Annotated in this window: 24 protein-coding genes; 12 read left to right on the top strand and 12 right to left on the bottom strand. The window is 44.0% G+C overall.

The window, feature by feature from the left end; translation table 11 throughout:
* Positions 1-70: 70 nt before the first annotated feature.
* The gene (gene fusA, locus R7Q11_RS00845) at positions 71-2,095 is read left to right on the top strand and encodes an elongation factor G (RefSeq protein ID WP_225466099.1); all 2,025 of its coding nucleotides are present in this window, start codon (positions 71-73) and stop codon (positions 2,093-2,095) included.
* Positions 2,096-2,170: 75 nt separating this feature from the next.
* Here fusA and R7Q11_RS00840 read toward each other — a convergent pair whose 3' ends face one another.
* A complete protein-coding gene (locus tag R7Q11_RS00840; protein WP_005373920.1) occupies positions 2,171-2,365 on the bottom strand; it encodes a hypothetical protein in 195 nt (64 codons plus the stop codon).
* Positions 2,366-2,552: 187 nt separating this feature from the next.
* On the opposite strand from R7Q11_RS00840, the gene R7Q11_RS00835 reads away from it, so the two are divergent.
* Positions 2,553-3,365, top strand: coding sequence for an aminoglycoside phosphotransferase family protein (locus R7Q11_RS00835; protein WP_225466098.1), 813 nt, complete (start codon positions 2,553-2,555; stop codon positions 3,363-3,365).
* Here R7Q11_RS00835 and nqrM read toward each other — a convergent pair.
* The 3 genes from nqrM to R7Q11_RS00820 are packed head-to-tail and all read right to left on the bottom strand — an operon-like array spanning position 3,343 to position 4,347.
* The gene (nqrM, locus tag R7Q11_RS00830; protein WP_025768002.1) at positions 3,343-3,552 is read right to left on the bottom strand and encodes a (Na+)-NQR maturation NqrM; all 210 of its coding nucleotides are present in this window, start codon (positions 3,550-3,552) and stop codon (positions 3,343-3,345) included. The genes R7Q11_RS00835 and nqrM overlap by 23 nt on opposite strands.
* 1 nt (position 3,553) lies before the next feature.
* The gene (locus tag R7Q11_RS00825; RefSeq protein ID WP_005373923.1) at positions 3,554-4,060 is read right to left on the bottom strand and encodes a NifB/NifX family molybdenum-iron cluster-binding protein; all 507 of its coding nucleotides are present in this window, start codon (positions 4,058-4,060) and stop codon (positions 3,554-3,556) included.
* The gene (locus tag R7Q11_RS00820) at positions 4,057-4,347 is read right to left on the bottom strand and encodes a DUF134 domain-containing protein (protein WP_005373924.1); all 291 of its coding nucleotides are present in this window, start codon (positions 4,345-4,347) and stop codon (positions 4,057-4,059) included. The genes R7Q11_RS00825 and R7Q11_RS00820 overlap by 4 nt, the downstream gene beginning before the upstream one ends.
* Before the next feature lie 500 nt (positions 4,348-4,847).
* Between R7Q11_RS00820 and R7Q11_RS00815 the strand changes: the two genes are divergently transcribed.
* The 4 genes from R7Q11_RS00815 to ompV all read left to right on the top strand — a co-directional run bounded on the left by R7Q11_RS00815 (position 4,848) and on the right by ompV (position 8,762).
* Positions 4,848-5,747 carry an ABC transporter permease gene (locus R7Q11_RS00815; protein ID WP_005373926.1) on the top strand — a complete coding sequence of 300 codons (900 nt, stop codon included), beginning with the start codon at positions 4,848-4,850 and terminating at the stop codon, positions 5,745-5,747.
* A complete protein-coding gene (locus R7Q11_RS00810; protein ID WP_225466097.1) occupies positions 5,740-6,969 on the top strand; it encodes a glycine betaine/L-proline ABC transporter ATP-binding protein in 1,230 nt (409 codons plus the stop codon). Before R7Q11_RS00815 ends, R7Q11_RS00810 begins: the two co-directional genes overlap by 8 nt.
* 261 nt (positions 6,970-7,230) lie before the next feature.
* Complete coding sequence (locus tag R7Q11_RS00805) at positions 7,231-7,764, top strand: copper resistance protein NlpE (RefSeq protein WP_138939746.1); 534 nt, start codon at positions 7,231-7,233, stop codon at positions 7,762-7,764.
* Positions 7,765-7,985: 221 nt separating this feature from the next.
* Complete coding sequence (gene ompV / locus R7Q11_RS00800) at positions 7,986-8,762, top strand: outer membrane protein OmpV (RefSeq protein WP_017635134.1); 777 nt, start codon at positions 7,986-7,988, stop codon at positions 8,760-8,762.
* Positions 8,763-8,837: 75 nt separating this feature from the next.
* On the opposite strand, the gene R7Q11_RS00795 is transcribed toward ompV, so the two are convergent.
* The 3 genes from R7Q11_RS00795 to R7Q11_RS00785 form a co-directional block, all read right to left on the bottom strand.
* A complete protein-coding gene (locus tag R7Q11_RS00795) occupies positions 8,838-10,505 on the bottom strand; it encodes an ABC transporter substrate-binding protein (protein ID WP_225466096.1) in 1,668 nt (555 codons plus the stop codon).
* Between the two features lie 160 nt (positions 10,506-10,665).
* Positions 10,666-11,280, bottom strand: coding sequence for an outer membrane beta-barrel protein (locus R7Q11_RS00790; RefSeq protein WP_225466095.1), 615 nt, complete (start codon positions 11,278-11,280; stop codon positions 10,666-10,668).
* A 180-nt stretch (positions 11,281-11,460) separates the two neighbouring features.
* Positions 11,461-12,345, bottom strand: a complete 885-nt coding sequence (locus R7Q11_RS00785) for a LysR family transcriptional regulator (protein ID WP_005387224.1) — start codon at positions 12,343-12,345, stop codon at positions 11,461-11,463.
* Positions 12,346-12,438: 93 nt separating this feature from the next.
* Here R7Q11_RS00785 and R7Q11_RS00780 point away from each other — a divergent pair, with 93 nt between their 5' ends.
* On the top strand, positions 12,439-13,320 hold the full coding sequence (locus R7Q11_RS00780) for a DMT family transporter (protein ID WP_005373940.1): 882 nt from the start codon (positions 12,439-12,441) through the stop codon (positions 13,318-13,320).
* Between the two features lie 63 nt (positions 13,321-13,383).
* Here the strand turns inward: R7Q11_RS00780 and R7Q11_RS00775 are convergent, their stop codons facing one another.
* The 4 genes from R7Q11_RS00775 to pncB form a co-directional block, all read right to left on the bottom strand.
* On the bottom strand, positions 13,384-14,163 hold the full coding sequence (locus tag R7Q11_RS00775) for a methyltransferase domain-containing protein (RefSeq protein WP_225466094.1): 780 nt from the start codon (positions 14,161-14,163) through the stop codon (positions 13,384-13,386).
* Positions 14,164-14,333: 170 nt separating this feature from the next.
* On the bottom strand, positions 14,334-14,852 hold the full coding sequence (locus tag R7Q11_RS00770) for a glycine zipper 2TM domain-containing protein (RefSeq protein WP_005373945.1): 519 nt from the start codon (positions 14,850-14,852) through the stop codon (positions 14,334-14,336).
* Positions 14,853-15,066: 214 nt separating this feature from the next.
* Positions 15,067-15,426 carry a hypothetical protein gene (locus R7Q11_RS00765; protein ID WP_017819785.1) on the bottom strand — a complete coding sequence of 120 codons (360 nt, stop codon included), beginning with the start codon at positions 15,424-15,426 and terminating at the stop codon, positions 15,067-15,069.
* A 321-nt stretch (positions 15,427-15,747) separates the two neighbouring features.
* Positions 15,748-17,058 (bottom strand): nicotinate phosphoribosyltransferase, encoded by a 1,311-nt coding sequence (gene pncB / locus R7Q11_RS00760; protein ID WP_225466093.1) that lies wholly within the window; start codon positions 17,056-17,058, stop codon positions 15,748-15,750.
* A 298-nt stretch (positions 17,059-17,356) separates the two neighbouring features.
* Between pncB and R7Q11_RS00755 the strand changes: the two genes are divergently transcribed.
* The 4 genes from R7Q11_RS00755 (at position 17,357) to R7Q11_RS00740 (ending at position 20,202) form a co-directional block, all read left to right on the top strand.
* Positions 17,357-18,082, top strand: coding sequence for an NUDIX domain-containing protein (locus R7Q11_RS00755; RefSeq protein WP_005373953.1), 726 nt, complete (start codon positions 17,357-17,359; stop codon positions 18,080-18,082).
* A 32-nt stretch (positions 18,083-18,114) separates the two neighbouring features.
* Positions 18,115-18,768 carry an isochorismatase family protein gene (locus tag R7Q11_RS00750; RefSeq protein ID WP_225466092.1) on the top strand — a complete coding sequence of 218 codons (654 nt, stop codon included), beginning with the start codon at positions 18,115-18,117 and terminating at the stop codon, positions 18,766-18,768.
* Positions 18,769-18,797: 29 nt separating this feature from the next.
* Positions 18,798-19,154, top strand: a complete 357-nt coding sequence (locus tag R7Q11_RS00745; protein WP_042523322.1) for a VOC family protein — start codon at positions 18,798-18,800, stop codon at positions 19,152-19,154.
* A 154-nt stretch (positions 19,155-19,308) separates the two neighbouring features.
* Positions 19,309-20,202, top strand: a complete 894-nt coding sequence (locus tag R7Q11_RS00740) for a DMT family transporter (protein WP_005373960.1) — start codon at positions 19,309-19,311, stop codon at positions 20,200-20,202.
* Here the strand turns inward: R7Q11_RS00740 and R7Q11_RS00735 are convergent, their stop codons facing one another.
* On the bottom strand, positions 20,203-20,943 hold the full coding sequence (locus tag R7Q11_RS00735; RefSeq protein WP_017635127.1) for a DNA-binding transcriptional regulator YciT: 741 nt from the start codon (positions 20,941-20,943) through the stop codon (positions 20,203-20,205).
* 217 nt (positions 20,944-21,160) lie between these two features.
* Here R7Q11_RS00735 and R7Q11_RS00730 point away from each other — a divergent pair, with 217 nt between their 5' ends.
* Positions 21,161-21,640 carry a peptide-methionine (S)-S-oxide reductase gene (locus R7Q11_RS00730; RefSeq protein ID WP_005388723.1) on the top strand — a complete coding sequence of 160 codons (480 nt, stop codon included), beginning with the start codon at positions 21,161-21,163 and terminating at the stop codon, positions 21,638-21,640.
* The last annotated feature ends 20 nt before the right edge of the window (positions 21,641-21,660 follow it).

Here is a 21,660-nt window from a genome sequence, read left to right as displayed (position 1 = left end):
CGTGGGTTTCTATAGCAACCCACTTCCTAGCAATTCGTAGGTTTTTCACGCCATCTTGCAAGGAGGCTCTATGCCTATCAATAAAATACGCAATATCGCTTTTGTCGGCCAAACCGGGACCGGTAAAACCACGCTGATAGAAAAACTGCTCTTTACCTGTGATGCCACGCACCATTTAGGCAGCGTAGAAAAAGGCGATACCGTTACCGACTTCGATCCTCAATCCATCCAATATCAACACAGTATTGAAGCAACGCCAGTCGCACTGCGCTGGAATAAACACCGGCTCAATGTCATCGACACTCCGGGACAAAACGAGTTACTTGGCCGTACTATCAGCGTTTTTCCTGCCGTTGAAACATCCGCCCTTGTCATCGACCCTCAAACACCGCTTAACCAAACTTCCGATCGCTTATTCACCTTTGCAAAAGAGCAGCAAAAATGTCAGATGATCATCATCAATAAGCTCGATAACCACGGTAATCAGTTAGAGAGATTGATGGAGAACATCGTTGAGCATTTTGGGGACCACTGCTTGCCGATCAACTTACCTTCGGCTGATGGGGAATCTGTAGTTGACTGCTATTTCGAACCAGAATTGGGACGAGAAACCTTACTTGCAACGGTAGATGAAGCTCATGAGACCCTAATTGACCAAGTTATCGAAGTCGATGAAGAACTGATGGAACTGTATCTGGAACAAGGCTCCGAACTCACCGCAGAGCAACTGCATGATCCGTTTGAAGAAGCACTAAGAACTGGACATGTGATTCCGGTCTGTTTTGTCTCAGCACAAACCGGCACGGGCGTCGAGTTGCTGCTGCGCACCTTGGCGGAGATCATGCCCATGCCAAACGAGGGTAACCCTCCTCAACTGGAAAAGAACGGCAAAAAAATCAAAGTAAATTGCGAAACCTTAGAGCACACCGTCGCACACGTGTACAAAGTCAGCGTCGACCCATATATGGGAAAACTTGCCTACTTACGTGTGTATCAGGGGGAAATCAATGCGGGCAGCCAGCTTTATATTGGCGAAAGCAACAAGGCATTTAAAGTTGGGCACTTATATCAACTGCAGGGCAAAGATAGAACCGAGATCCCTCGCGCGCTTGCGGGCGACTTCTGCGTTTTAGCCAAAGTGGATGATCTCGAATTCGATTCAATCGTTCATGACTCTCACGAAGAAGATGGAGTTCAACTCAAAACGTTGGACCTTCCTGACTCCATGTATTCTTTGTGCTTGAAGCCTCTTAAGCGTGGAGATGAGCAAAAATTAGGAGATGTGCTGAATAAAATTGCCAGTGAAGATCCTTCGCTGCGCGTCGAACATCGCGCTCGCACCAACGAAACCATCATCAGCGGCCAAGGGGAGTTTCACCTCAAAGTCGCATTAGAAAAGATGGCGAACGTGTACAAACTGGACGTCGAAACCTGCCAACCAAGCGTCGAATACTTTGAAACCATCACCAAACCTGCCGAAGGGCATTATCGACACAAAAAACAAAGTGGCGGTGCAGGTCAGTTTGGTGAAGTGCAATTGAAGGTTCGTCCACTCGAACGTGGCGCCGGATTTAAGTTCATCAACAAAGTGGTGGGTGGCGCCATCCCAACCGCGCTCATTCCTGCTGTTGAAAAAGGTATTTTGCAAGCGTTAGAGGAAGGCGCGATTTCTGGCAACCCAATTAAGGATGTGGAAGTCACCGTTTATGACGGTAAATATCACTCCGTCGATTCGAAAGAAATTGCGTTTGTCATCGCAGGTAAGAAAGCCTTTTTAGATGCGATTAACAACGCCGATCCTATTGTGCTAGAACCCATTGTCCAGATGGAACTGCACATCCCAACCGCGAATGTTGGCGATGTTTCTGGTGATTTATCTGGCAACCGAGGCTTAATCGAAGGCTCCGAGCCAATCGACAGCAGCTTCACCTTACTCAGAGCCAAGTCACCTGTAAACGAGCTGCAAGATTACGCTCGTCGATTACGCTCTATCACTGGTGGTGAAGGCAGCTTTAGTATGACCTTAAGCCATTACGAGCCTGCGCCACCAGCAGTGCAAAAACAGGTCTGCCAAGGCTGTACACAACAAGGTTAATTCCCTAAGATTCAAATCAATCACATAAACAAAAAAGCGCCCTCATTTTGAGGGCGCTTTTATGTAAAAGAAAAATTATTTATCGAGAGACAAACCTATCTGACTGATTTTGCTTTCAAACTCTTCGATGCTGTTCGCTTTGTAAGTCGGAGCACCGTTAAAGTAGCGCGGTTTCTCTGGCAGCATCGCATTTTTCAGCTCTTGTTCTTGATCGATATTGTCATGGTAAACCGTTACACGATTTGGAATATCCTGCTTCATTACAGCCATTTTGGTTCTCCTTTATTAAGACGAATAGTAAGCGTAGAACGAATTTATCGGAGTACAGGCGAGACTGTGTAAAATTTAGACACTCACAGCAAAATCATATTTAAACAGTTGCATTTAATATTTTTGAGGCACTTTGTCGTGGCTATTGGCAAACGTGAGTGCAGCGATTAAGGTGAGCTCTCTCTACATGAAGACAGGAAGTCCGGTGTCGCAACAAGAACTCAACCAAATGGGCAGTGCCAAAGTTTTTCTCATCGAAAAAGATGGCGTCCAAGTAATAGAAAAACGTAACCCTACTCAAATAGAAGTGGCGTTTTATCAACGCTATGCCGAGCAGTTTAACGCGCTTGGAATACACGTACCGCGCTTGATTCAACTCGACGACCAGAAAAACGTTCTGTACATTGAATACGTTCCCCACGCAGTCGAGCAAGCATTCTTACTTGAAGATGATCGAGTCATTGAACAACTCGTCAAACTGCACCAACTTCCACCAATATCAGATGGTATTTATCACCGCCACCAGTGGACACCACAAGCGACTCAACAAGCACTCACTACACTTAAACTGGGCTCAGAGACAGAACAGTTCTTCCACCAGCTACAACAACGATCGGCGCACCTTTTCGATGGGCAGAACTTGATCTCCGGAGACACGAATGCAGGAAACTGGGGACAGCGTAGAAATGGCGAGCTGGTGCTGTTCGACTGGGAGCGCTTTTCTACAGGGCATGTCGCGATAGATTTAGCGCCGCTCATCGAGGGCATGGGCACATTTGATGATTACTTGAACGTAGCAGGCAAGTATATAACGTGCGCAGAGAAAGGTGAAACAACAGAATTGGCGCGCGATATCGGACTAGCAAAAGCGTGGATCGTTGTCGAGTTAGTCAACATACTGGTCTCCAGAGAGAATCCGCAGACCAGCAAATATTTGGACTGGTTTCGGCAAACCTTGCCGCAATGGGCCAAAAGCCTTAGTGCTCAGGTGATGAGTTAGGCTCTGAGATTTGATGTAAACGCCTTTCAGGTTCTGCGCATGAGGTTTCGCAGTTGCATACTTTATCAACACCGACGTTGTTTAAACCGCCGCAACTTCCTTGAATACGCTTGTTATGAAAAATGACGCCAAGTGACATCAACAAAATGATTGCGAGAAAACCAAGAAAGGTAAATAACCAAACCATATTAACCTGCCTTATTAGCCATCGACTCTAGCTTAAGTATAGCAGGGCTAGATGTTGCTTTGAGTAGCGCTTTAGGTCTTGCCAACAAGGAGGTTTTTGATTTTTGGCCACCACAACCACAGGAGCCGCAGCCGCCTTTTTGTTTGTGAACACTTTTCTTATGATTGTTTGATGGGCGTCCTTGAGAGGGCTCAATCAAAGGCTCTCTTGGAACCGCAAGCACATCTTCCAATGAACTACGAGTAGACAGCCTAAATACTGGCGTGCCACTGCTAAGTAGCTTTGCCAATACACGTTCACCAATATTTCGCACAAGAACAGCATCCACATTGTACCCTTGTAGAGACTGAATCAACTGAGACTTCGCATTACAACCCGCTTGTGGCATAGAAGCAATGTTCGCTAAGTTTTTTAGCATACCGTCAGTATCAGAATAAATAGCGATGTATGGTGCTTTTACAAAGTGGTTTGCCACCCGCTCACCATCATTAGGAATAGCATAAATCATAAGTTTGACTCCTCATTCGGAAAAACTAATGCATGACCTTCAACTAAACTTTTTGCGACTTTCAATCTTGCACTTTTTACTGTGTTACCAAAAGTTTGTCTAGAAACGCCCATCTGCTCCGCAGCTTGCTGCTGGCTAAGCCCCTCTAAGTCGGCTAAACGTAGCGCTTCTAACTCTTCTGGTAATATGGCGACTTGCTCCAACTGATTAAATGGAATGCCATTGGGCTTAAAGCAATGGTGAGCCGCACGTCCGCATATTCGTCTTTCTATCTTTGGTCTTGCCATCATTGTCCCTCAAAAACACAGAGTCAAATTACGCCTTAAACTGGCATATGCCAATAACATTTTTAGCATATGCCAATAAACTAAGTTTGCAAAAATCAACACGACAAATACGTAATACATCAGCATTAATTAGACATCTAATAATTTAGGAATTTTGATGACAAACGAACAAAAAGATCAATTCTAATTAACCGGATAATAAAAACGTTAGTTTGCGCAGATTTTTCATACAAATACACGCTAATGTGTTCATTTTATTGAAGAAGAAAAACTATAATCCAAGCAAATCATTAGTTTGAACACTAATGATTGTTTTATTTAAAAGGATGTATACCTAAGAAACGAAAAAGAGAAGTTTGACGACATTGGCCTGAGCTTAAAGGGTAATACTTTCGATAAAGAACCTGTCGAACGACCATTACTTGGCCTAGGTGCCCTACTCTTCTTGCCAAATTAAGTTTCTTGAAAGCGCTTAGGTATATCAGAAAAAGGAAGTACATATGTCTGACTCAAATTGGCTCAGCGAATTCCCGGAAATGGATGCCTCTGATCTCAGGGCGATTCGCAAAACACTCGACGGCGCCTACAGAGATTTCTCTCGCGAGTATGGTGAACTCATTGAGTCTCTGTTTGATCCGCTCCTGGCGTTTCTTGTCTGGTTTGAAAAACTTCTGATTTCTACACCTTGGTTCATTATTTTAGGTGTCTGCACCACTCTCGTTTATGCCGCTAGCCGCTCTTGGAAACTGGCCGCTGCATGTTTTGGTTCGCTGATTCTGATTGGCTATTTTGGAATGTGGGAAGATACTATGCGCACGCTCAGTATCATCACTGTATGTACTATGCTTGCCATCGCACTTGGTATCCCTATCGGCATCGCTATGGCGCGCTCTAATCGCATTCAGTCGGTGGTAACACCATTACTCGACGTCATGCAAACCATGCCGGCATTTGTGTATCTCATTCCAGTTGTGATGTTATTGGGCATCGGGAAAATTCCTGGCCTTATCGCAGTAGTGATCTACGCGATTCCACCGGTTATTCGTTTAACCAATTTGGGCATTCGTCTAGTTGATAAAGAAGTATTGGAAGCCGCAACCGCATTTGGTGCCAGCACTCGGCAACGGCTTTTTGGGGTTCAGCTTCCGCTTGCAATGCCAACCATCATGGCGGGAATTAACCAAACGATCATGATGGCACTGTCAATGGTGGTCATCGCATCAATGATTGGGGTAAAAGGTTTAGGTCAGCCTGTTCTAAAGTCTATTACCAATCAATATTTCACTCTTGGTCTTCTCAATGGTTTAGCAATTGTCGCCCTAGCAATCCTTTTTGATCGTGCTTCACAAGCGTATGCGAAACGCACTCAAGCTCATTTAGGAGACTCAAAACATGACTAGTCCACTTATCGAAATCAGCGGTCTGTATAAAATCTTCGGCCCCAAGCCCAATAGCGTGATTGAGCGCGTTAAGTTGGGACATAGTAAAGAGCAGGTTTTAACGGAAACGGGCCACACGGTCGGACTAAAAGACATCAACCTGCAAATTCAAAAGGGTGAAATTTTTGTCATTATGGGATTATCCGGTTCTGGAAAATCCACCATGATTCGCCACTTCAACCGATTAATCGATCCAACCATGGGGCAGATTTTGGTAGAAGGGGTGGATGTCATGCAACTTTCGAACAAAGAGCTTGAACAGTTTCGCCGTCACAAGATGTCTATGGTGTTCCAGCGCTTTGGTTTGCTGCCTCATCGCACTGTTATCGACAACATCGCATATGGTTTGGAAGTTCAGGGAATGAATAAAGAGGCGCGCTTAGAAAAAGCAAATGAATGGTTAGAAACCGTTGGACTGACGGGTTATAAGCACCAGTATCCTGCTCAACTATCGGGTGGACAGCAACAGCGTGTGGGCCTTGCACGGGCACTGGCTACCGACGCCGAAATACTGTTGATGGACGAGGCTTTTTCAGCATTGGACCCTCTGATTCGGAGCGAAATGCAAGATCAGCTGGTAGAGCTGCAACAGAAGCTGCACAAAACCATTATTTTCATTACTCATGATTTAGATGAAGCGCTTCGACTTGGCGATCGCATCGCGATTCTTAAAGACGGTGAACTTGTCCAACAAGGTTCACCAGACAAAATTTTACTGCATCCTGCCGATGAGTACGTTGAAGCCTTTGTAAAAGACGTCAATAGAGCGCGAGCACTGACAGTCGAAACGCTGATGCAGCCACCTTCGTACTGTGTTCGCGCTGAAACCATTGAAGATGCGCTGAGTGAAATGAAACGTGTTAAACGTGATTATGCCTACCATGAGACCAATGCAGGCTATCAAGGCGTGATAACACAGCAAGGATTGCTAAACGCAGCGAAGTTAACTCACCTATCAGATTGGCGTGATGATATCTATGAAGAGGTGCCTACCATCTCTCCACATTTAGCCATTGAGCAAGTGCTGACTGAAGTCATGTCGTGTGAACATTCACTGCCCGTCATCAATGAGCACGGCCATTTGAAAGGCGAATTAAATCGTCAGGTTATTGCGGAGCTGTTTTCTGATCAACGAAGCACAAAACGAGGCACTTCACGCTCAAGCTTCAATAACGTTTCTTAGATGATGTTGATAATACAGCTCACAACTATGTGGGCTGTTATCAATTAACTCGCTCCCACTCCCCTTTTTAGATATTTATCTGTGGGCTCAAGCTTGATACCCAAAGCAACATTTACATTGTTCTGATTTTCCTGACAATTTCATGCTCATATCCGGTTTTATTGACATAGTTAGATCATTCTATTGCTTTTTGATGACGCAAATCCTCGATAAATGTCTACTATTACTCTCATACAAAATCTTGATTTAAAGAGGGATAAAATGAAAAAGACAATGTTGGCACTAACAGGCGCGGTAATCATTCTTGCAGGCTGTCAAGATGAGAAACCTGCCGAAGCAAGCGCAGTTGAAGTACCTCAGGCAACGGAAACTGAAGTCACCACCAGTGCAGACGTTACGACTGAGACAATTGACACGTTACCAGTAGAAGAAGAACAGGTAATTACTGAAGAGACATTTGTAGACTCTGAACACAACGCACAAAGTGCTCTGGACTGGAACGGCACCTACAAAGGAACACTACCTTGCGCGGATTGTGCTGGTATCGATATGACCATCACACTAAATCAAGATGGCACTTACGTACTTGAAGAAAGCTACCAAGACAAAGAAGACGGTCAATCAAAATCTGAAGGTCAATTCACTTGGGACGCAAATGGCAGCATCGTAACGTTGACAAATGAAGATGCACCAAACCAATACTTTGTTGGTGAAAACGTACTTATGAAGCTAGACATGAATGGCGAAAAAGTAACGGGTGACCTAGCACCACTATACAACTTAACGAAACAGTAAGAAGTTAGTATCAATACCTGATAAATACCCCAAATCCGAGCCACCCCAGCTCGGATTTTTCGTTATTTTAACGAACGCTATTCCAGCAACCTTTCTATTCTGAAGCAACATTCCGCTTCTTACCCTGATTGTTCATTACATTTCCATACGCTTTGCCGATAGATGCTTACAACATCATTTTGTACAGTGTTCAAAACAAAACAGAACAACTCGGAAAAATGATGAAAAAAACATTAATTGCACTACTTACTCTGACAGCTGCTGGCTCAGCTTTCGCTGGCGATACTTACATTCGTAACGGTAACATCTACAACAACGAAGGCGGTTGGAACGTAGAAGCTGGTGTGGCTCAAGGCAGCGATCTTTTCAAAGATCAAAAGCATAATACAGCACCAATTCTCAACGGTGGTTACCATGGTGACGACTTTAATGCCGACCTAAGTGGCATTAACTACCGCTTCTTCGGTAACACCAATGAGTTAATCAACATGAGTGCCTACCTTGTAGGTAGCGGTGTAATGCGCGACGGTGATACAGCGAAAAGCCTGAAAGGCACAGATAAACGCCGTTTCGCCGTCGATCTAGGTTTAAACGCAGACTTTACACTGGATCAAAACAACGTCATTTCTACGTACCTTCAGCACGATATCAGTGGTGCTTACAAAGGTTACTTAGCGGGCGCGACTTACTTCCACATCATGAAATTCGGTAGTGTTGATTTTGTTCCTTTTGCTAACCTAACTTATCAAAGTGAAGACTACGTAGATTACTACTTTGGTGTAAAACAACGCGAAGCAAACGCAAACCGCAAAGCATACAAAGGTGATTCAACGGTAAGCTATGGTGTGGGCTACAAACTTGTTATGCCAATCAACGACAACTGGCAAGTAAGCCAAATGACACAATACACGCGCCTAGGCAGCGGTATCAGCGACTCATCTATCGTTGATAGTGCAAACCAATGGGTTGTTGGCGCAAGTGTGTCGTACAACTTCTAATCCGATACGCCCTTATAAAGCCATCATTTCGATGGCTTTATGCGTTGGACATTTGCATAATCTTGAACACAGACTCTAGTGTGAATGAGCAATCCATAACCTATGTAAATCGCTATAGCCTGTATTCTTCACCTGCACACCTCGCACTTGCTGTGTTTTTGTCACTTCTTCATAGCCAACAAACAAAGGCAAATATAGGTACTGATCGCGCAGCGCTTTCTCTAGGTTTAATAAAGACTGTAGCGAGTGATCATCTGCCATCGCCCTGCGAACCTTTTCTCTATGGCTTAACATCTGGCTTTGATCAAAACTAAAACGCAGTCCAGTTGCTATCGACAGCCATTCGAAGATGCCATATTCAAATGGTGCTTCCATGACTTCCTCAATGAAGAGCAAATCTGCTTGGTGAGACACTACCTCAGGAAAACTAATGTCATCAATAACAATGATCTCTAACTCTAATCCCGTTGCACGAATCACACTGTGCAACCATTCGGAATGACGAATTAAACTCGGAATCGTCCAGACAGGTTCAGCTAATACCACTTTACCTTTCAGTTTAGGTATCACAACACCATCTGTTATTGATAAATCTTGCTCGTGAGTCTCTAACTGAATGCTGTCAACGGCACTTGGCGCATCATAAATTCGCTTTTGCACATGGATGTAATCAGCGAGTTGATACCAAGTCTCTTTTGTGAGTTGGGATTCCACGCGTTCGCGGTAGGTCAAATATGAAAATGCGCTAATTTTTTCCACTTCAACGTGATCGGAGCTTTGGTTAAAGCTCAACATATTTAAGGTTTTAACATCACCATGAGACAGCGTTATTTGATCTAACAATGCGCGTGCTGAAAAATACTCTTTGTGCGCTTCAAGAGTCATACTCTCCTGGTTCCAGCCGCTGATTTTAAATGGCCCAGTCCCTATGTGGTAGGAATAACTAGAACCGAAAGAGACGACATCTCGACACAGAATAGACGCATGAGGAGTTGCTAGCATGTATGGAAACAACTTGTTCGGATACTTCAATATGATTTTTAAGCAGTTAGATGTTTCTGCAACCACGCTATCAATGCATTGCCAGAGCTCGTGAACTGGTCCTTTTATCTCCCTAAGTCTTTCTATACTCCAAACCACATCCTGTATGTTAAGGGGCTCGCCATCATGGCGATATATGCCTGGCCGCAACCATAACGTCATTACCTTGCCTTCCATTTTCCATTCGTGTGCTAACGATGGCTCGATACCACCATTGGAATTTTGGGTCAGCAATACGTCATAAACGCTTTTCGCGACGTGTAATTCAGTGTGACGGTAAGTATTCGCAGGGTCGATTTTGGATACCCAAGGGTAAGAAGAAATCAAAATAGCGTTATTTGATTCATTCAATCGATTCACTTTTTCAGATGCGATAGTTAGTGCTCTAACCGCGGTTTGACCGAACCAATCAATAAGTTTCGTTATTGAGTTCATTCTTCCTCTGCCAAGCTCCTCAACCAAAAACTCGGTCATCGCTTGTTGGAGGGAAATATTAATACTGAGACGGCTAGCGTTACTTCGGCCAATCGCAGGTTGCCAATCGACCCAATCGTAAGTGGCAAGCTTTTTCATCACAATAGAAACATTGCGCCTCGACGTGCAAACCACCGCTTCTAGCTCAGAAAGCGTAACAAGGTGATACTGGTGAGGTTCAAAGTGCTTTAACAGTAGATCCAGATACCTAAGATTGACATCGTTCACAAAGATTCCTAAGAGTTATTCCAAAGCAAAAAAATAGCACAGGACGCTTAGCAACTAAACTTCCTGTGCTATATCTAAACAAATTCAAAGCTTGGACTCAGCTCGACCAACAGAAGTCACAAACGTTTACTAAGCCAAGAGGTAACTTGAATAAGTATTCTTAGAAACGGTAGCTCATACCTACAGAGAATACATTGATGTCTGCATCAACCGTTACTTTTTCATTGCCAAATTTCGCAATGTCTAGCTCAGGCATCATGTATTCCCATTCAACTTGTAGAGCAAAGTTTTCAGTAATAGCGAACTCTGCGCCTAAACCGTACATGCCTGTTACAGTGCTGTCAGAAATGGTGGTATGGCCTGCGCTACCGTCAATCACAGAGTTGCTAATTTTGAATTCAGCATTGAAGTAAGAAAGACCAGCTTTAGCAAAAAGGTTGAAACGATCGCCAATCGGTAGAGTCGCTTTTGGCTGAATCGATAGATACTTCATATCACCAACAGTAACAACTTTGCCGTCTAAAGCATCGTAACCACCAATGGCTGCTTCTAGAGAAATGTATTCGTTGAATTTGTAACCACCGAATACTTTGCCTGAAAGGCTTGAGTCATCTTCAAGTTTAAGTTTAGTGCTAGCGTTAGTACCACCACCATTGATAGAGCCATTAACATCACCAAACGATGCTTGACCTACAGATGCACCAACGTAAGGAGCTGCGTTTACAACAGAACATGTTGCTAGAAGGGCTGTCATTAGCCATGTTTTTTTAAACATTGTATTTCACTGCCTGTTAATTATTGAGGTTGTGTTTTGCCCATCCTTAAGCATGCCATGCTATCCATTTCACTTGGTTTCAAAACCAAGTGGATGTTAATGAATAAAAACTCAATAAAACATGAAATATTTAGACACAACTTTGCCACTTTCTTTCTTAATTTTGACAATTTAGTCATTTCACAAGCATTGCTGCTTCAACCAGTTAGTGAGCTTGATGATTTCCGCTTGCTTGGCTCGACTCTTTTTATGAATAAAATAGAAGCTGTCGCCGGTTTCCAATCCATGAGAAGGGATATACACCAAATCGTGCGCTTTATCTCTTTCATTGAGCATAAAATCATTCGCAAATGCGATGCCTTGATCATAACGCGCCGCCTCTATTGCCAACAACATATGACTAAAATGTTGAACATCGACATCTTTCGGCAAGGTGTAACCGCCCGCTCTGCACCACTCAGCCCAATCTTTTCCTCTCTCTCGATAAATTGAGTCTGTCGACAAAATAGGGTATCGCCAAAGCGCTTCTGGAATCGGTTGATCTTGCAACTCTTTCCAAATTTTATGGCTGCAGACCGGATACAACGTCTCCGCGTATAACTTTACCGACATGTAGTTTCGCTTTGGCTTCTCTACCGTGATAAAACAATCGCCAACGCTGTCTGTCTGTTCAGGATCACCAACGACCATATTGAGTGTCAGATCGATTTCTGGATGTAAGCGCTTAAAATCAGACAAACGCGGAATAAGCCACTTTACGGCAAGCGAGCTATAAATCGCCAACCGTATGCTGCCTTTGTCCCCTTCTCGCACCTTTTGGCTGGCCATCGCAATTGAGCTAATTGCTGGGCTAATATCCTCTAAATAGCGGGTGCCCGTATCGGACAAAGAAAGCTTTCTGCCTTGGCGGATAAACAATGATTCACCCAAGTAATCTTCTAATAATCGTATCTGGTGGCTAACGGCACTTTGCGTCACATTGAGTTCTTCAGCAGCAAGCGAAAAGCTAGAGTTTCTGGCAACAGATTCAAAACAGTGAACCGCTCTGAGTGGTGGCAATTTCATTATCTAAAAATCTCATACTTAAACTAATAAATATCACTTCACTTCATCCTATGACATCACCTACTCTTTGGCAAAGAAAGAGGAGAGGAAAAAGTGAAAGTTACATCGGTCGGAGCAGCGATGCTGCTATTAATTGTTGGAAATCTCATTGCGGTGCTTTCGGACTCTTTAATTAAAAGTGTCGGAAATGAAGTGCCTATTTTTCAATTTGTCTTTTTCCGACAAATTTCAGCGGTGCTTTTCCTGCTGCCAGTCTACTTGCTAACAAAAAATGCGCCCTTTCTTGAAGGGTTTAAGTGGCATGCTGTTCGCGCTCACGTATGGTTACTTGGTGCAATATTCATGGTTTTGGCGATCTCATCTTTACCGCTCGCAACTGCGAACGCGATCTTTTACGCCGCGCCATTAATCATGTTGCCGCTTGCAGCAATCTTTTTTGGAGAACAGTTGTCTAAGCAATCGGTCGCCGCAGCGATAATGGGCTTTGCCGGTGTATTGGTCATCATTCGTCCAGACCAAATCGATTGGGCAGCCATTTCAGCTTTAGTTGTTGCAATTACTTTAGCAATCAATAACTTGCTCATTCGAAAACTGCCAAAAAATCAGTCTGTGATGCAAACGTTATTGATGACAAACTTGGCAGGTATTCCAGTAGCCTTCTTGCTTGTTCTGATCGAAGCAGAACCTTGGGACTGGAGTGCTTTCCCTGTTGCTGCTGGCTCAAGTTTGTTCATCATGATTTATGCAGCAACATGTGTCATCGCTTACCGCTCGATCGATAGCAACAAAATTGCCAGCGCTGAATACAGTGGCTTAATTGGTGCCGTGTTTGTGGGATTGATTTGGTTTGGAGAAGTGCCAGACATATTTATGGCAATAGGAACCATTATGATTGTTGTGCCTCTGGTTTGGCTTTCTAAACGAGAGCGTCGCAAGAAAAAGTTGCAAGAGCAACAAGAAGCGCACGTTACTTAAAGTTGTGCTCTAACCCAAAGACTAAAAAACCGAGCCGTAAGTGCTCGGTTTTTTTATGTGGCTCTAATCGGTTTTTACGTAAGCGACTACGTGAGATAAAAACTGCCTTGCGAAGCGATCATTAAACCGGATGCGATATTCATGATCGGCTTCCGACACTAGACGCCAGCCTTCAGCAAAGTATTCTTTGATATCATCAACCGCCTCTTCTTTATTTTTGATGTGTTTCGCGTTCCACTGATAAGTGCAAGAGACAACGATCAGCCCACCCACCTTGGTGGTTTTTTTTAGAGCATTGATCACGCTAAGTGGCGACTCACATTGATCAATCACATTTAAACATACGACTAAATCAAAGCGAGATTGGAGAGTATCGAGCTCAAAAGGCTGATTAATTAGCGTCAAATCAACATGAGCACATTTCTGTACGATATCTCTATTCTCTACCTCTAAAGTGTTTAAGGTGTTCACATCGTGAAGGTAAGTAAGCTCGACGCGTTGTTCTTCTATTAATAGTTGCTTCAAGCCATCCATTAACCTATTTGAAGGCTCCACAAGCGTCGCTTCTTTAAGGTTAGGTAAGCGTTGCACTAACTCATAATAATTTCTTCCCAGCGCCGCCCCAACCTCAAGTAGGGAACACGGCTGAACGCTGATTTCGATTACCGCCTGCGCAATAAAATCAGCAACTTGGGAGCAGTGAGGTGATGACAAAAAAGAAAGTGGGACTTGTTTTGAGCGACTGGTTATCATCTCAATCTGTTGATCCTCAATGAACTTGTCGAACCATTGCGCTTCGAAATAACCAGCCAGACCGTGCTCGGTCAGGTAAAAATCTTCCATGTTTTTTCCGTTCGTACTTTTAGAAAAGTGATTGTATCGAACGCGGAAATTAACGGGTATTTCTGGCCGCACATTCCAATAGGAAAACAGATGAAAACGCCGCGTATGTGAAAAAGCCCTTTCATCTCAAAGATAAAAGGGCTTGTTAATCGCTTCGGTTAAGTCGCTAACTATTGTGGTAGAACAACGTTACCATCTTGAATTGGGAACGTTTTTGTCGCTGGTTTGCTCGCCAAACGAACCGTCGTTGGTGCACCTGAAACTTCGTAAGTGACGTCGTAACCCACTACTTTATCAGATGTCGTATATTCTGTATGACACTGTTTTTTCGTCGTTGTTACTACATCACCTTTTTGCACATTCTCCTGGATCTTACGACCTGTCAGTGCACCAGCAATCGTACCAGCTGCAGTTGCAATCACTTTACCTGAGCCACCACCGATTTGGTTGCCCAGCGCTGCTCCAGCTGCTGCGCCACCAACCGTACCAATAATTTTATTGTCATCCGCAGGGGCAACTTGCTCGGTTACTACCACGTCTTTACATACTTGGTGCGGCTTTTTCACCGTTTCAGTCACCGCTTCAACCAAAGTAATGTTTGCTTGAGTTGGAGCTGGTGGCGTTTTGTCTTTACAGCCTGCTAGTACAGCAACAACTGCCGTTGCAATTGCGATAGATTTCATATTCATGATTTACATCCCAGTATGGTTTGCTTTGATGAGCGTTATGGTAAATCGCAAAAGGGAAATCACATCAGACGAAAACAAACCCTCTGTTATTAACAAGTAAAGAAACACTGTTTTATAAGAGGTACGTCAAGAAACACTCAGCAGAATGTCAACAGAGATAAAACTGTATCACTACTGATTATGATTGGGCTGGACTAGTCTATGAGATTTATTTTTAAGCCAAGCTCAAAAATAGTTCGTCATCCGTTAAATACTTATGACGGTGGCTTAGATTACGCACGTGCATAAACATAAAATCAGGGAAACCAGGCGCTATAATGTTATTTGGTTCCCAGCATACACCGCCAACAAACACATATCGCCCCTGCTTGTCATCTTCGTGAAGGGGGTTATTAAGAGGAGAAGAAAACTCTGCTCGGCAACCTTCAACCACACAAACAATTTGTCCTTTAAAAAGGCCAATCACGCGCTTTACAAGATTTGCCTTGATACCACACCTCCATGCTTGGCGAGTGGCCATCTCATAGCCATATTTTCGGATCGCTTTCTTTTGCAAATGTACTACTAGGTTCATTTTGACTCCTGATTCAAGCAACTACGTGAAGCCCAAAGTCATAAAAGCAGATAGACGTCTATACCCGAGTGAGCTCATGGTACGTGGGAATAAACTACGTGATTAGACTGAGTTTAGTGTCGGATGAGATACACCGTCCACGATGCTGTAACGTATCGATTTACACCTATCAAAGGCAGATAACACATCAACTTTTGAGTGCTTTCCTGCGCTGTATCTGGTTACTTCTGTATATTACTATAACGAAATCACCCTCCACGTTTACCTATATAAATTTGTCGTAACGATAGAGGGTGCTTATCATGGATGAGAGGATAACGCCTACGCGTCGATGAGATAATTTTGACCTTCAGTTTCTAAACGATCAATCATTTTACGACACTCATTTAAATCAAGAGGTTGTTCAAAGCGGCGCTTGAGATTCATCAAAAAGAAGATATCTTCACACATGGCTTTCTCAGGTTCGTCACTGATTTTGGCGACCGGTGAACCATTGCACGTGACCATTTTTATCACGATAGAAAGTGGCTGGTAGGCTTCACCATCTTTATTGACATAATCACCCATATCATTGGCAAGAAAAGTACCGATACCAAAACTCACCTGAATACGTCCTTGGAAATACTCGCAAATATCTAACGCTTGTTCGAAGTTAAGTCCGTCGGTAAACACCAGTGTTTTTGTTAATGGGTCTATATTCAGCGACTGGTAGTGTGCAATGATTTTTTCACCCCAGCTATAAGGGCAACCACTATCGTGACGTACACCGAAGTACGCGTTACTTAGTTCTTCATCAAAGTCTTTAAGGAAAGCATCGATACCAATCGTATCGGTTAACGCAATACCTAGTGCACCATTAAACATTTTTTGCCAACGTTGCAACGCCACTTTTTGCGAATCTCGCACATTCACCAGAGCTTGGTGTCCCATAAACCATTCATGAGCAACGGTGCCGATAGGCGTCAAATTCAGCTCTTTTGCTAAGTGATAGTTACTTGTTCCTGTCAAACATTCCGGCACTTCCTGGCACAAATATTCCAGCATAGTGCGCTGAGCTTGGAAGGAAAAACGTCGACGCGTCGACATGTCAGAAAATTTAAAGTTAGTAATGTTACGACGTTTTAGTTCCGACTTTAGGTGCCGAACTTTCTCTTCTAAAACAGTGGTAAATTGCGCAACAGGGATATCTGACCAACGCTGACGGCTACGAACTTCAGACACGATACTCATGATGATCGTTTCGTACAAGATGGTATCTCGCCACAAACCGTTAATGGTAATTCTTAACTGGCTTGAGCCATCAGCCATGGCTTTATTATGGAAAGAGACATCACTTTGTGGGTTGAAACGGAAATGGCGCAGTGCATCAACAAAGTCAGGATTCAGGTAAGGCGCGACACGCTTAATATATTCAATTTCTTCTTGCGTAAATTGAATATCTTGCAGTTTAAAGACTTCGGCTTTTACCTCGGGCAAAAGCTCAGAGAGGTCTTCCTCACTGCGCACGATAAACTTATATGACACCATCGCATCAGGGTAAAGCGCTGTTACAGCGCTCATCATATTGACTTTGTAGACATCGAAATCCAAAGCGCTTTGAATGATGCGGGAAGAAAATAGTTTGGTGGTCATTAGGTGCCCTTCTACATGCCCTTCCTGGGTATATAACTTTTTGTTACTAACTAATTTGCGTAAACAATAAACACCCATCTATAGTTTGTCAACTTTTGTTACTAACCACTCATTTTTATAAGGTTTTTTTGTCTAGAATTCGAGCAAGCATTGTGAATAAGTCAGAGTCATCCGTAAATTTATGCTCAAGCCGTATTACGAACACTACCAAAAACGTTTCTAACAACTCGTTACTTACCCATTGATTGACCACTTGTTATGCGCTAGATTACTTACAAATCAATATTAGGACCCAACCATGATCGTATCTGTCGACATTATTCCATTCAGGCTATCTGGCTGTGCCGATAAGGGATTGGAAGTGTTGTTGATTAAACGTTCAAATCCAAATCGGCCATACCATGGAGTCTGGGCACTACCGGGCGGATTTGTCTTTGATAAAGACTTAACCAGTGAAGGCGGACGCCCGGCCGATGAAAACTTTGAAGCGGCGCGTCGCCGAATTTGCCGTGAGAAAATCCATACCTACCCTCGCCATTTTAGCGAAGCGTTTATCGACGGTGATCCAAAGCGCGATCCAGAAGACTGGAGCTTAAACATTACGCACTACGCCTTAGTTGATCGTAACAATGTAGAGCAAATAAATAATGCAGGTGTACCGGAATGCCAACTTAAATGGTTTTCGCTACAGGCTATTCTCAATGGAGAAGAAACCCTCGCATTTGATCATCAAAAAACCATTGAAAAAGCGTGGCAAAAGCTTCGTGCATCCATTGAATACACATCGGTTCTTTTGTTTGCATTAGACAAAGAGTTTTTGGTTGCGGACATCATTTCTGCTTATCAAGAGTTTGGTATTGATATCAGCCGAATGACGATTAAGCGCCGCTTGATAGATTCAGGCGTACTAAAACCCACTAATAAAGTCGCTTCAACCAACAAAGGCAAAGGTGGAAAACCCGCAATGGTATATACGCTGACTAGCGACGAAGTAACCTTTTTTCAAAACTGTTTGCGTGGATAAACGCAGACAATCAGACAGACAAGGAGTCTGCCATGACTGTTCGAGTAAACTATCAAACTACAGCAGTGATCGACGTTGATCCAGAGAAAGGCTTTAGTGAGTTATGTCCAGATGAACTGCCCGTTGCAGGTGCGTTGGAAATCGTACCGGAACTTTTGAACAATCATGCCAAAGGCCGATTAAAACTGGTCAGTCGTGACTTGCACCCACCGAAAGCAAAATGGGATGCAGAATCGCCAGCCAATATGCTTGAGCCCGTTGGTTTACCGAATGTGGATATAAAGTGGAACCGCCACTGTGTGCTTGGCACAACAGGTTCTGAGCTGCTAGATGGCTTACCACCCGTGTTGGACTATGATTTTCAAGTTAATAAAGGTATGGATCCTGACGCACACCCTTACGGTATTTTTTTCCATGATATTGCCGACACCAAAACGACAGGCGCGCATGAATTTCTAAAGTTCAACGGGATTGATACCTTAGTTATCGGTGGCCTTGCCTTAGACTTTTGTGTGAAAAAATCCGTCATGCAAGCACTGGAACTTGGCTACAATGTGGTAGTTAATCTTGCTTCAACTCGTGCGGTGCTGCCTGATAATGTAGAGAATGTGCTGACAGAGCTCAGAGATAATGGCACATTATTTGTCGAAAAAGCGGACGACATCATCGTAGAAAAGTTCGCCTAGAAACGATAGTAACCGAGAAGGATTTCACCATGCATCAACATGAAAAATTGAATTACGTTGAATTTGGTTCCACTAATGTCAGTGCGACCAAACAATTTTTTGAGCGTGCTTTTGACTGGAGCTTTACCGATTATGGTCCAGAATATTCTGCATTTTCAGGACAAGGGTTGGATGGCGGATTCTTCAAATCTGAGTTTATAAACCAAACCGCAAATGGTGGCGCACTTTTAGTATTTTATAGCTCAGACATTCAGGCCACTCAGACAAAAGTAGAGCAGCATGGTGGAAAAATTATCCGCCCTATTTTCGAATTCCCCGGCGGCTGTCGATTCCACTTCACTGAACCGAGTGGAAATGAATTCGCAGTATGGTCAGAGAGCCATTAAGTCATCACAAATCAACAACACACCATCAACGTGAGCCCAAGCTAGCCAGATCCGGAACTGGCATTACATTTCTGGTTGACCTCATCCTTGGTTTAATTCACTGTTAGCGCAACAATTAATCGATGAGGCGCTAGACCTCGACCAAGGATGTCAAATGACTGCCGTCAGTTTTTTTCGCTTACTCTGCCTCGCTGCTATTTGGGGTGGCTCGTTTCTGTTTATGCGAGTCGCCGCCAACACATTCGGGCCGGCTTACTTAATCGAATTTCGAGTTACATTTGCCGCCGTCGCTTTGTTATTGATCGCCGTATATTTGAAGAAGAAACTCACGTTAACTGCGCATACTAAACACTTCTTTATTATTGGCTTATTCAATAGCGCAGTTCCATTTTTACTCTTTGCGTACGCAGCCCAGACACTGAATGCATCAACTTTAGCAATATTGAACTCAACCGCCCCAATATGGGGAGCACTAGTTGGCTTTGTTTGGTACCGCAGCCCACTCACAGCGAAATCTGTTCTCGGTATGCTAATAGGCATTGGAGGCGTTGCAGTCTTGGTCGGCTTAGATACTTCAACCATAGGTGAAGAAGCCATGCTCCCTATTGCCGCCAGTTTGATGGCTTCTTTCAGCTATGGCATTGCTACCAACTACACTAAAAATGCGCCACAAGTGCCTGCTTTTGACAATGCTCACGGCAGCATGTGGGCGGCGGTTATTTGGGTACTGCCGCTGCTACCATTCTTACCAATGCGTGCAGAACCAAGTCATTTCGAATGGAGCTCTGTTGTCACGCTCGGCGTTGTATGTACAGGGTTCGCTTATTTGCTCTATTTCCGCTTAGTTTCTGATATCGGCCCAGCGTCAGCACTGACTGTCACTTTTCTTGTTCCTGTTTTTGGTATCTTATGGGGCTACTTGGTGCTAGATGAGCCCGTCGGCTCTAACACCATCATAGGAACAATTCTAGTGCTTAGCGGCACTATGCTAGTCACCGGTTTCTCCCCAACAGCAATGCTCGCGAAGCGAAAACGAAGCGTGGCTTAATCAGCCTAATATAACTTCCACACCTCGCTTTTTGATTTGCTCAAGGTCGCTTTTCGGAGCGGCTTTGTCAGTCAGCAGCACTGATATTTCGTCAGTCTTACCAATTGATGAGGGATAAATTTGCCCAAATTTACTAGAATCCGTTAGAACAATATTGCGCCTTTTTTTCGCAATGATGGTTTCTGCGATCTCAGCGCGCATCATGTCGCGGCTAGTAAAGCCAGTGTCTTGATGGAAGCCGTCAATACCCAAGAAGGCCGTGCTGAAATGAATGTTCTCAATACACAACTTAGTCAGCGGTCCGACCAAGCTCTCGCCTTGGTGCTGATACACGCCACCAAGCAAGATAATGTTGGCAGAAGTGTTACGGATGAGATGGGCGATATACGCCGATGGCGTAATGATGGTCACATCGCCGCGCTCAGCCAATGTCCGAGCCAACAACGCATTGGCACTGCCTCCTTCAATCAGCACTGTCTCATTCGGTGCGACCAAATCCGCAGCTTGGTTTGCGAGCGATTGTTTAATATCGAAACGTACTTCTAGACGGGCATCAATGTCATCACTTTGCAACGCGGTAGCTGCGCCGTGAACGCGCTTTAGGTAGCCCTGTTGCTCCAGAAAGTTCAAATCCTGTCTGATGGTCACACCCGACACGCCAATGATGTCAGAAAGCTCTGTGACTTGAACGCGTTTACGGTCGTTCACTAATTGCAGGATTTCATTTTGTCTTGGGTTCACAGGTTCGCTCCTTATTGATGAGCTTACAGTATACTCACCTGATGTTTCATATGAAAAGAACTTGAAAGTAAAAAGGAAAAAACGCGTGGTCTGATTAGCCAAGCTGTACCTTGCGAATATCGCTCCCATCAACAGATAATAGGGCAACGAAAATGGGATGGAAGAAGAGGGGTTAACTCCCTACATCCCAACAACGATAGAGACTAGGATCAAAGTAATGGAAGAAATTTACTTCGCAGGCGGCTGCCTTTGGGGCGTGCAAGAATTTATGCGCCACCTTCCGGGCGTAATCAACACAGAAGCCGGGCGAGCAAATGGCACAACGGATAACACTCAATCCGAATACGATGGCTACGCAGAGTGCGTGAAAACCCAGTTCGATGCTGAGCAAGTTTCGGTTGAAACTTTAATGGGGTATTTGTTTGAGATAATCGACCCTTACAGCGTTAACAAGCAAGGTGAAGACGTAGGTGAGAAGTACCGTACTGGTGTTTATAGCCAAAACGAACAGCATCTCACCATCGCGAAAGCGTTTATCGCAGCACGACCGGACGCCGACAAGATCGCCGTAGAAGTACTGCCACTCACAAATTATGTGCCAAGTGATGATGAGCACCAAGACAGACTCACAAACTTTCCGAATGATTACTGCCACATCCCATTAGATTTACTACATAAATACAGGGATAACTCGTAACCATTCAGTCAGCATCGCTT

It is taken from the genome of Vibrio sp. 970 (genome assembly GCF_033339075.1).
Note: the sequence above shows the minus strand (reverse complement) of the source record. Positions and strands in the feature narration are given on the sequence as shown.

Excerpts from the sequence above, each read along its gene's own strand:
- R7Q11_RS00730 (WP_005388723.1), top strand. The coding sequence starts at position 21,161 with ATGGAAGAAATTTACTTCGCAGGCGGCTGCCTTTGGGGCGTGCAAGAA.
- R7Q11_RS00745 (WP_042523322.1), top strand. The coding sequence starts at position 18,798 with ATGCATCAACATGAAAAATTGAATTACGTTGAATTTGGTTCCACTAAT.
- R7Q11_RS00835 (WP_225466098.1), top strand. The coding sequence starts at position 2,553 with ATGAAGACAGGAAGTCCGGTGTCGCAACAAGAACTCAACCAAATGGGC.
- R7Q11_RS00755 (WP_005373953.1), top strand. The coding sequence starts at position 17,357 with ATGATCGTATCTGTCGACATTATTCCATTCAGGCTATCTGGCTGTGCC.
- R7Q11_RS00820 (WP_005373924.1), bottom strand. The coding sequence starts at position 4,347 with ATGGCAAGACCAAAGATAGAAAGACGAATATGCGGACGTGCGGCTCAC.
- R7Q11_RS00770 (WP_005373945.1), bottom strand. The coding sequence starts at position 14,852 with ATGAATATGAAATCTATCGCAATTGCAACGGCAGTTGTTGCTGTACTA.
- R7Q11_RS00805 (WP_138939746.1), top strand. The coding sequence starts at position 7,231 with ATGAAAAAGACAATGTTGGCACTAACAGGCGCGGTAATCATTCTTGCA.
- nqrM (WP_025768002.1), bottom strand. The coding sequence starts at position 3,552 with ATGGTTTGGTTATTTACCTTTCTTGGTTTTCTCGCAATCATTTTGTTG.
- R7Q11_RS00765 (WP_017819785.1), bottom strand. The coding sequence starts at position 15,426 with ATGAACCTAGTAGTACATTTGCAAAAGAAAGCGATCCGAAAATATGGC.
- R7Q11_RS00840 (WP_005373920.1), bottom strand. The coding sequence starts at position 2,365 with ATGGCTGTAATGAAGCAGGATATTCCAAATCGTGTAACGGTTTACCAT.
- R7Q11_RS00750 (WP_225466092.1), top strand. The coding sequence starts at position 18,115 with ATGACTGTTCGAGTAAACTATCAAACTACAGCAGTGATCGACGTTGAT.
- ompV (WP_017635134.1), top strand. The coding sequence starts at position 7,986 with ATGAAAAAAACATTAATTGCACTACTTACTCTGACAGCTGCTGGCTCA.
- R7Q11_RS00815 (WP_005373926.1), top strand. The coding sequence starts at position 4,848 with ATGTCTGACTCAAATTGGCTCAGCGAATTCCCGGAAATGGATGCCTCT.
- R7Q11_RS00810 (WP_225466097.1), top strand. The coding sequence starts at position 5,740 with ATGACTAGTCCACTTATCGAAATCAGCGGTCTGTATAAAATCTTCGGC.
- R7Q11_RS00775 (WP_225466094.1), bottom strand. The coding sequence starts at position 14,163 with ATGGAAGATTTTTACCTGACCGAGCACGGTCTGGCTGGTTATTTCGAA.
- R7Q11_RS00785 (WP_005387224.1), bottom strand. The coding sequence starts at position 12,345 with ATGAAATTGCCACCACTCAGAGCGGTTCACTGTTTTGAATCTGTTGCC.
- R7Q11_RS00825 (WP_005373923.1), bottom strand. The coding sequence starts at position 4,060 with ATGATTTATGCTATTCCTAATGATGGTGAGCGGGTGGCAAACCACTTT.
- pncB (WP_225466093.1), bottom strand. The coding sequence starts at position 17,058 with ATGACCACCAAACTATTTTCTTCCCGCATCATTCAAAGCGCTTTGGAT.
- fusA (WP_225466099.1), top strand. The coding sequence starts at position 71 with ATGCCTATCAATAAAATACGCAATATCGCTTTTGTCGGCCAAACCGGG.
- R7Q11_RS00740 (WP_005373960.1), top strand. The coding sequence starts at position 19,309 with ATGACTGCCGTCAGTTTTTTTCGCTTACTCTGCCTCGCTGCTATTTGG.
- R7Q11_RS00790 (WP_225466095.1), bottom strand. The coding sequence starts at position 11,280 with ATGTTTAAAAAAACATGGCTAATGACAGCCCTTCTAGCAACATGTTCT.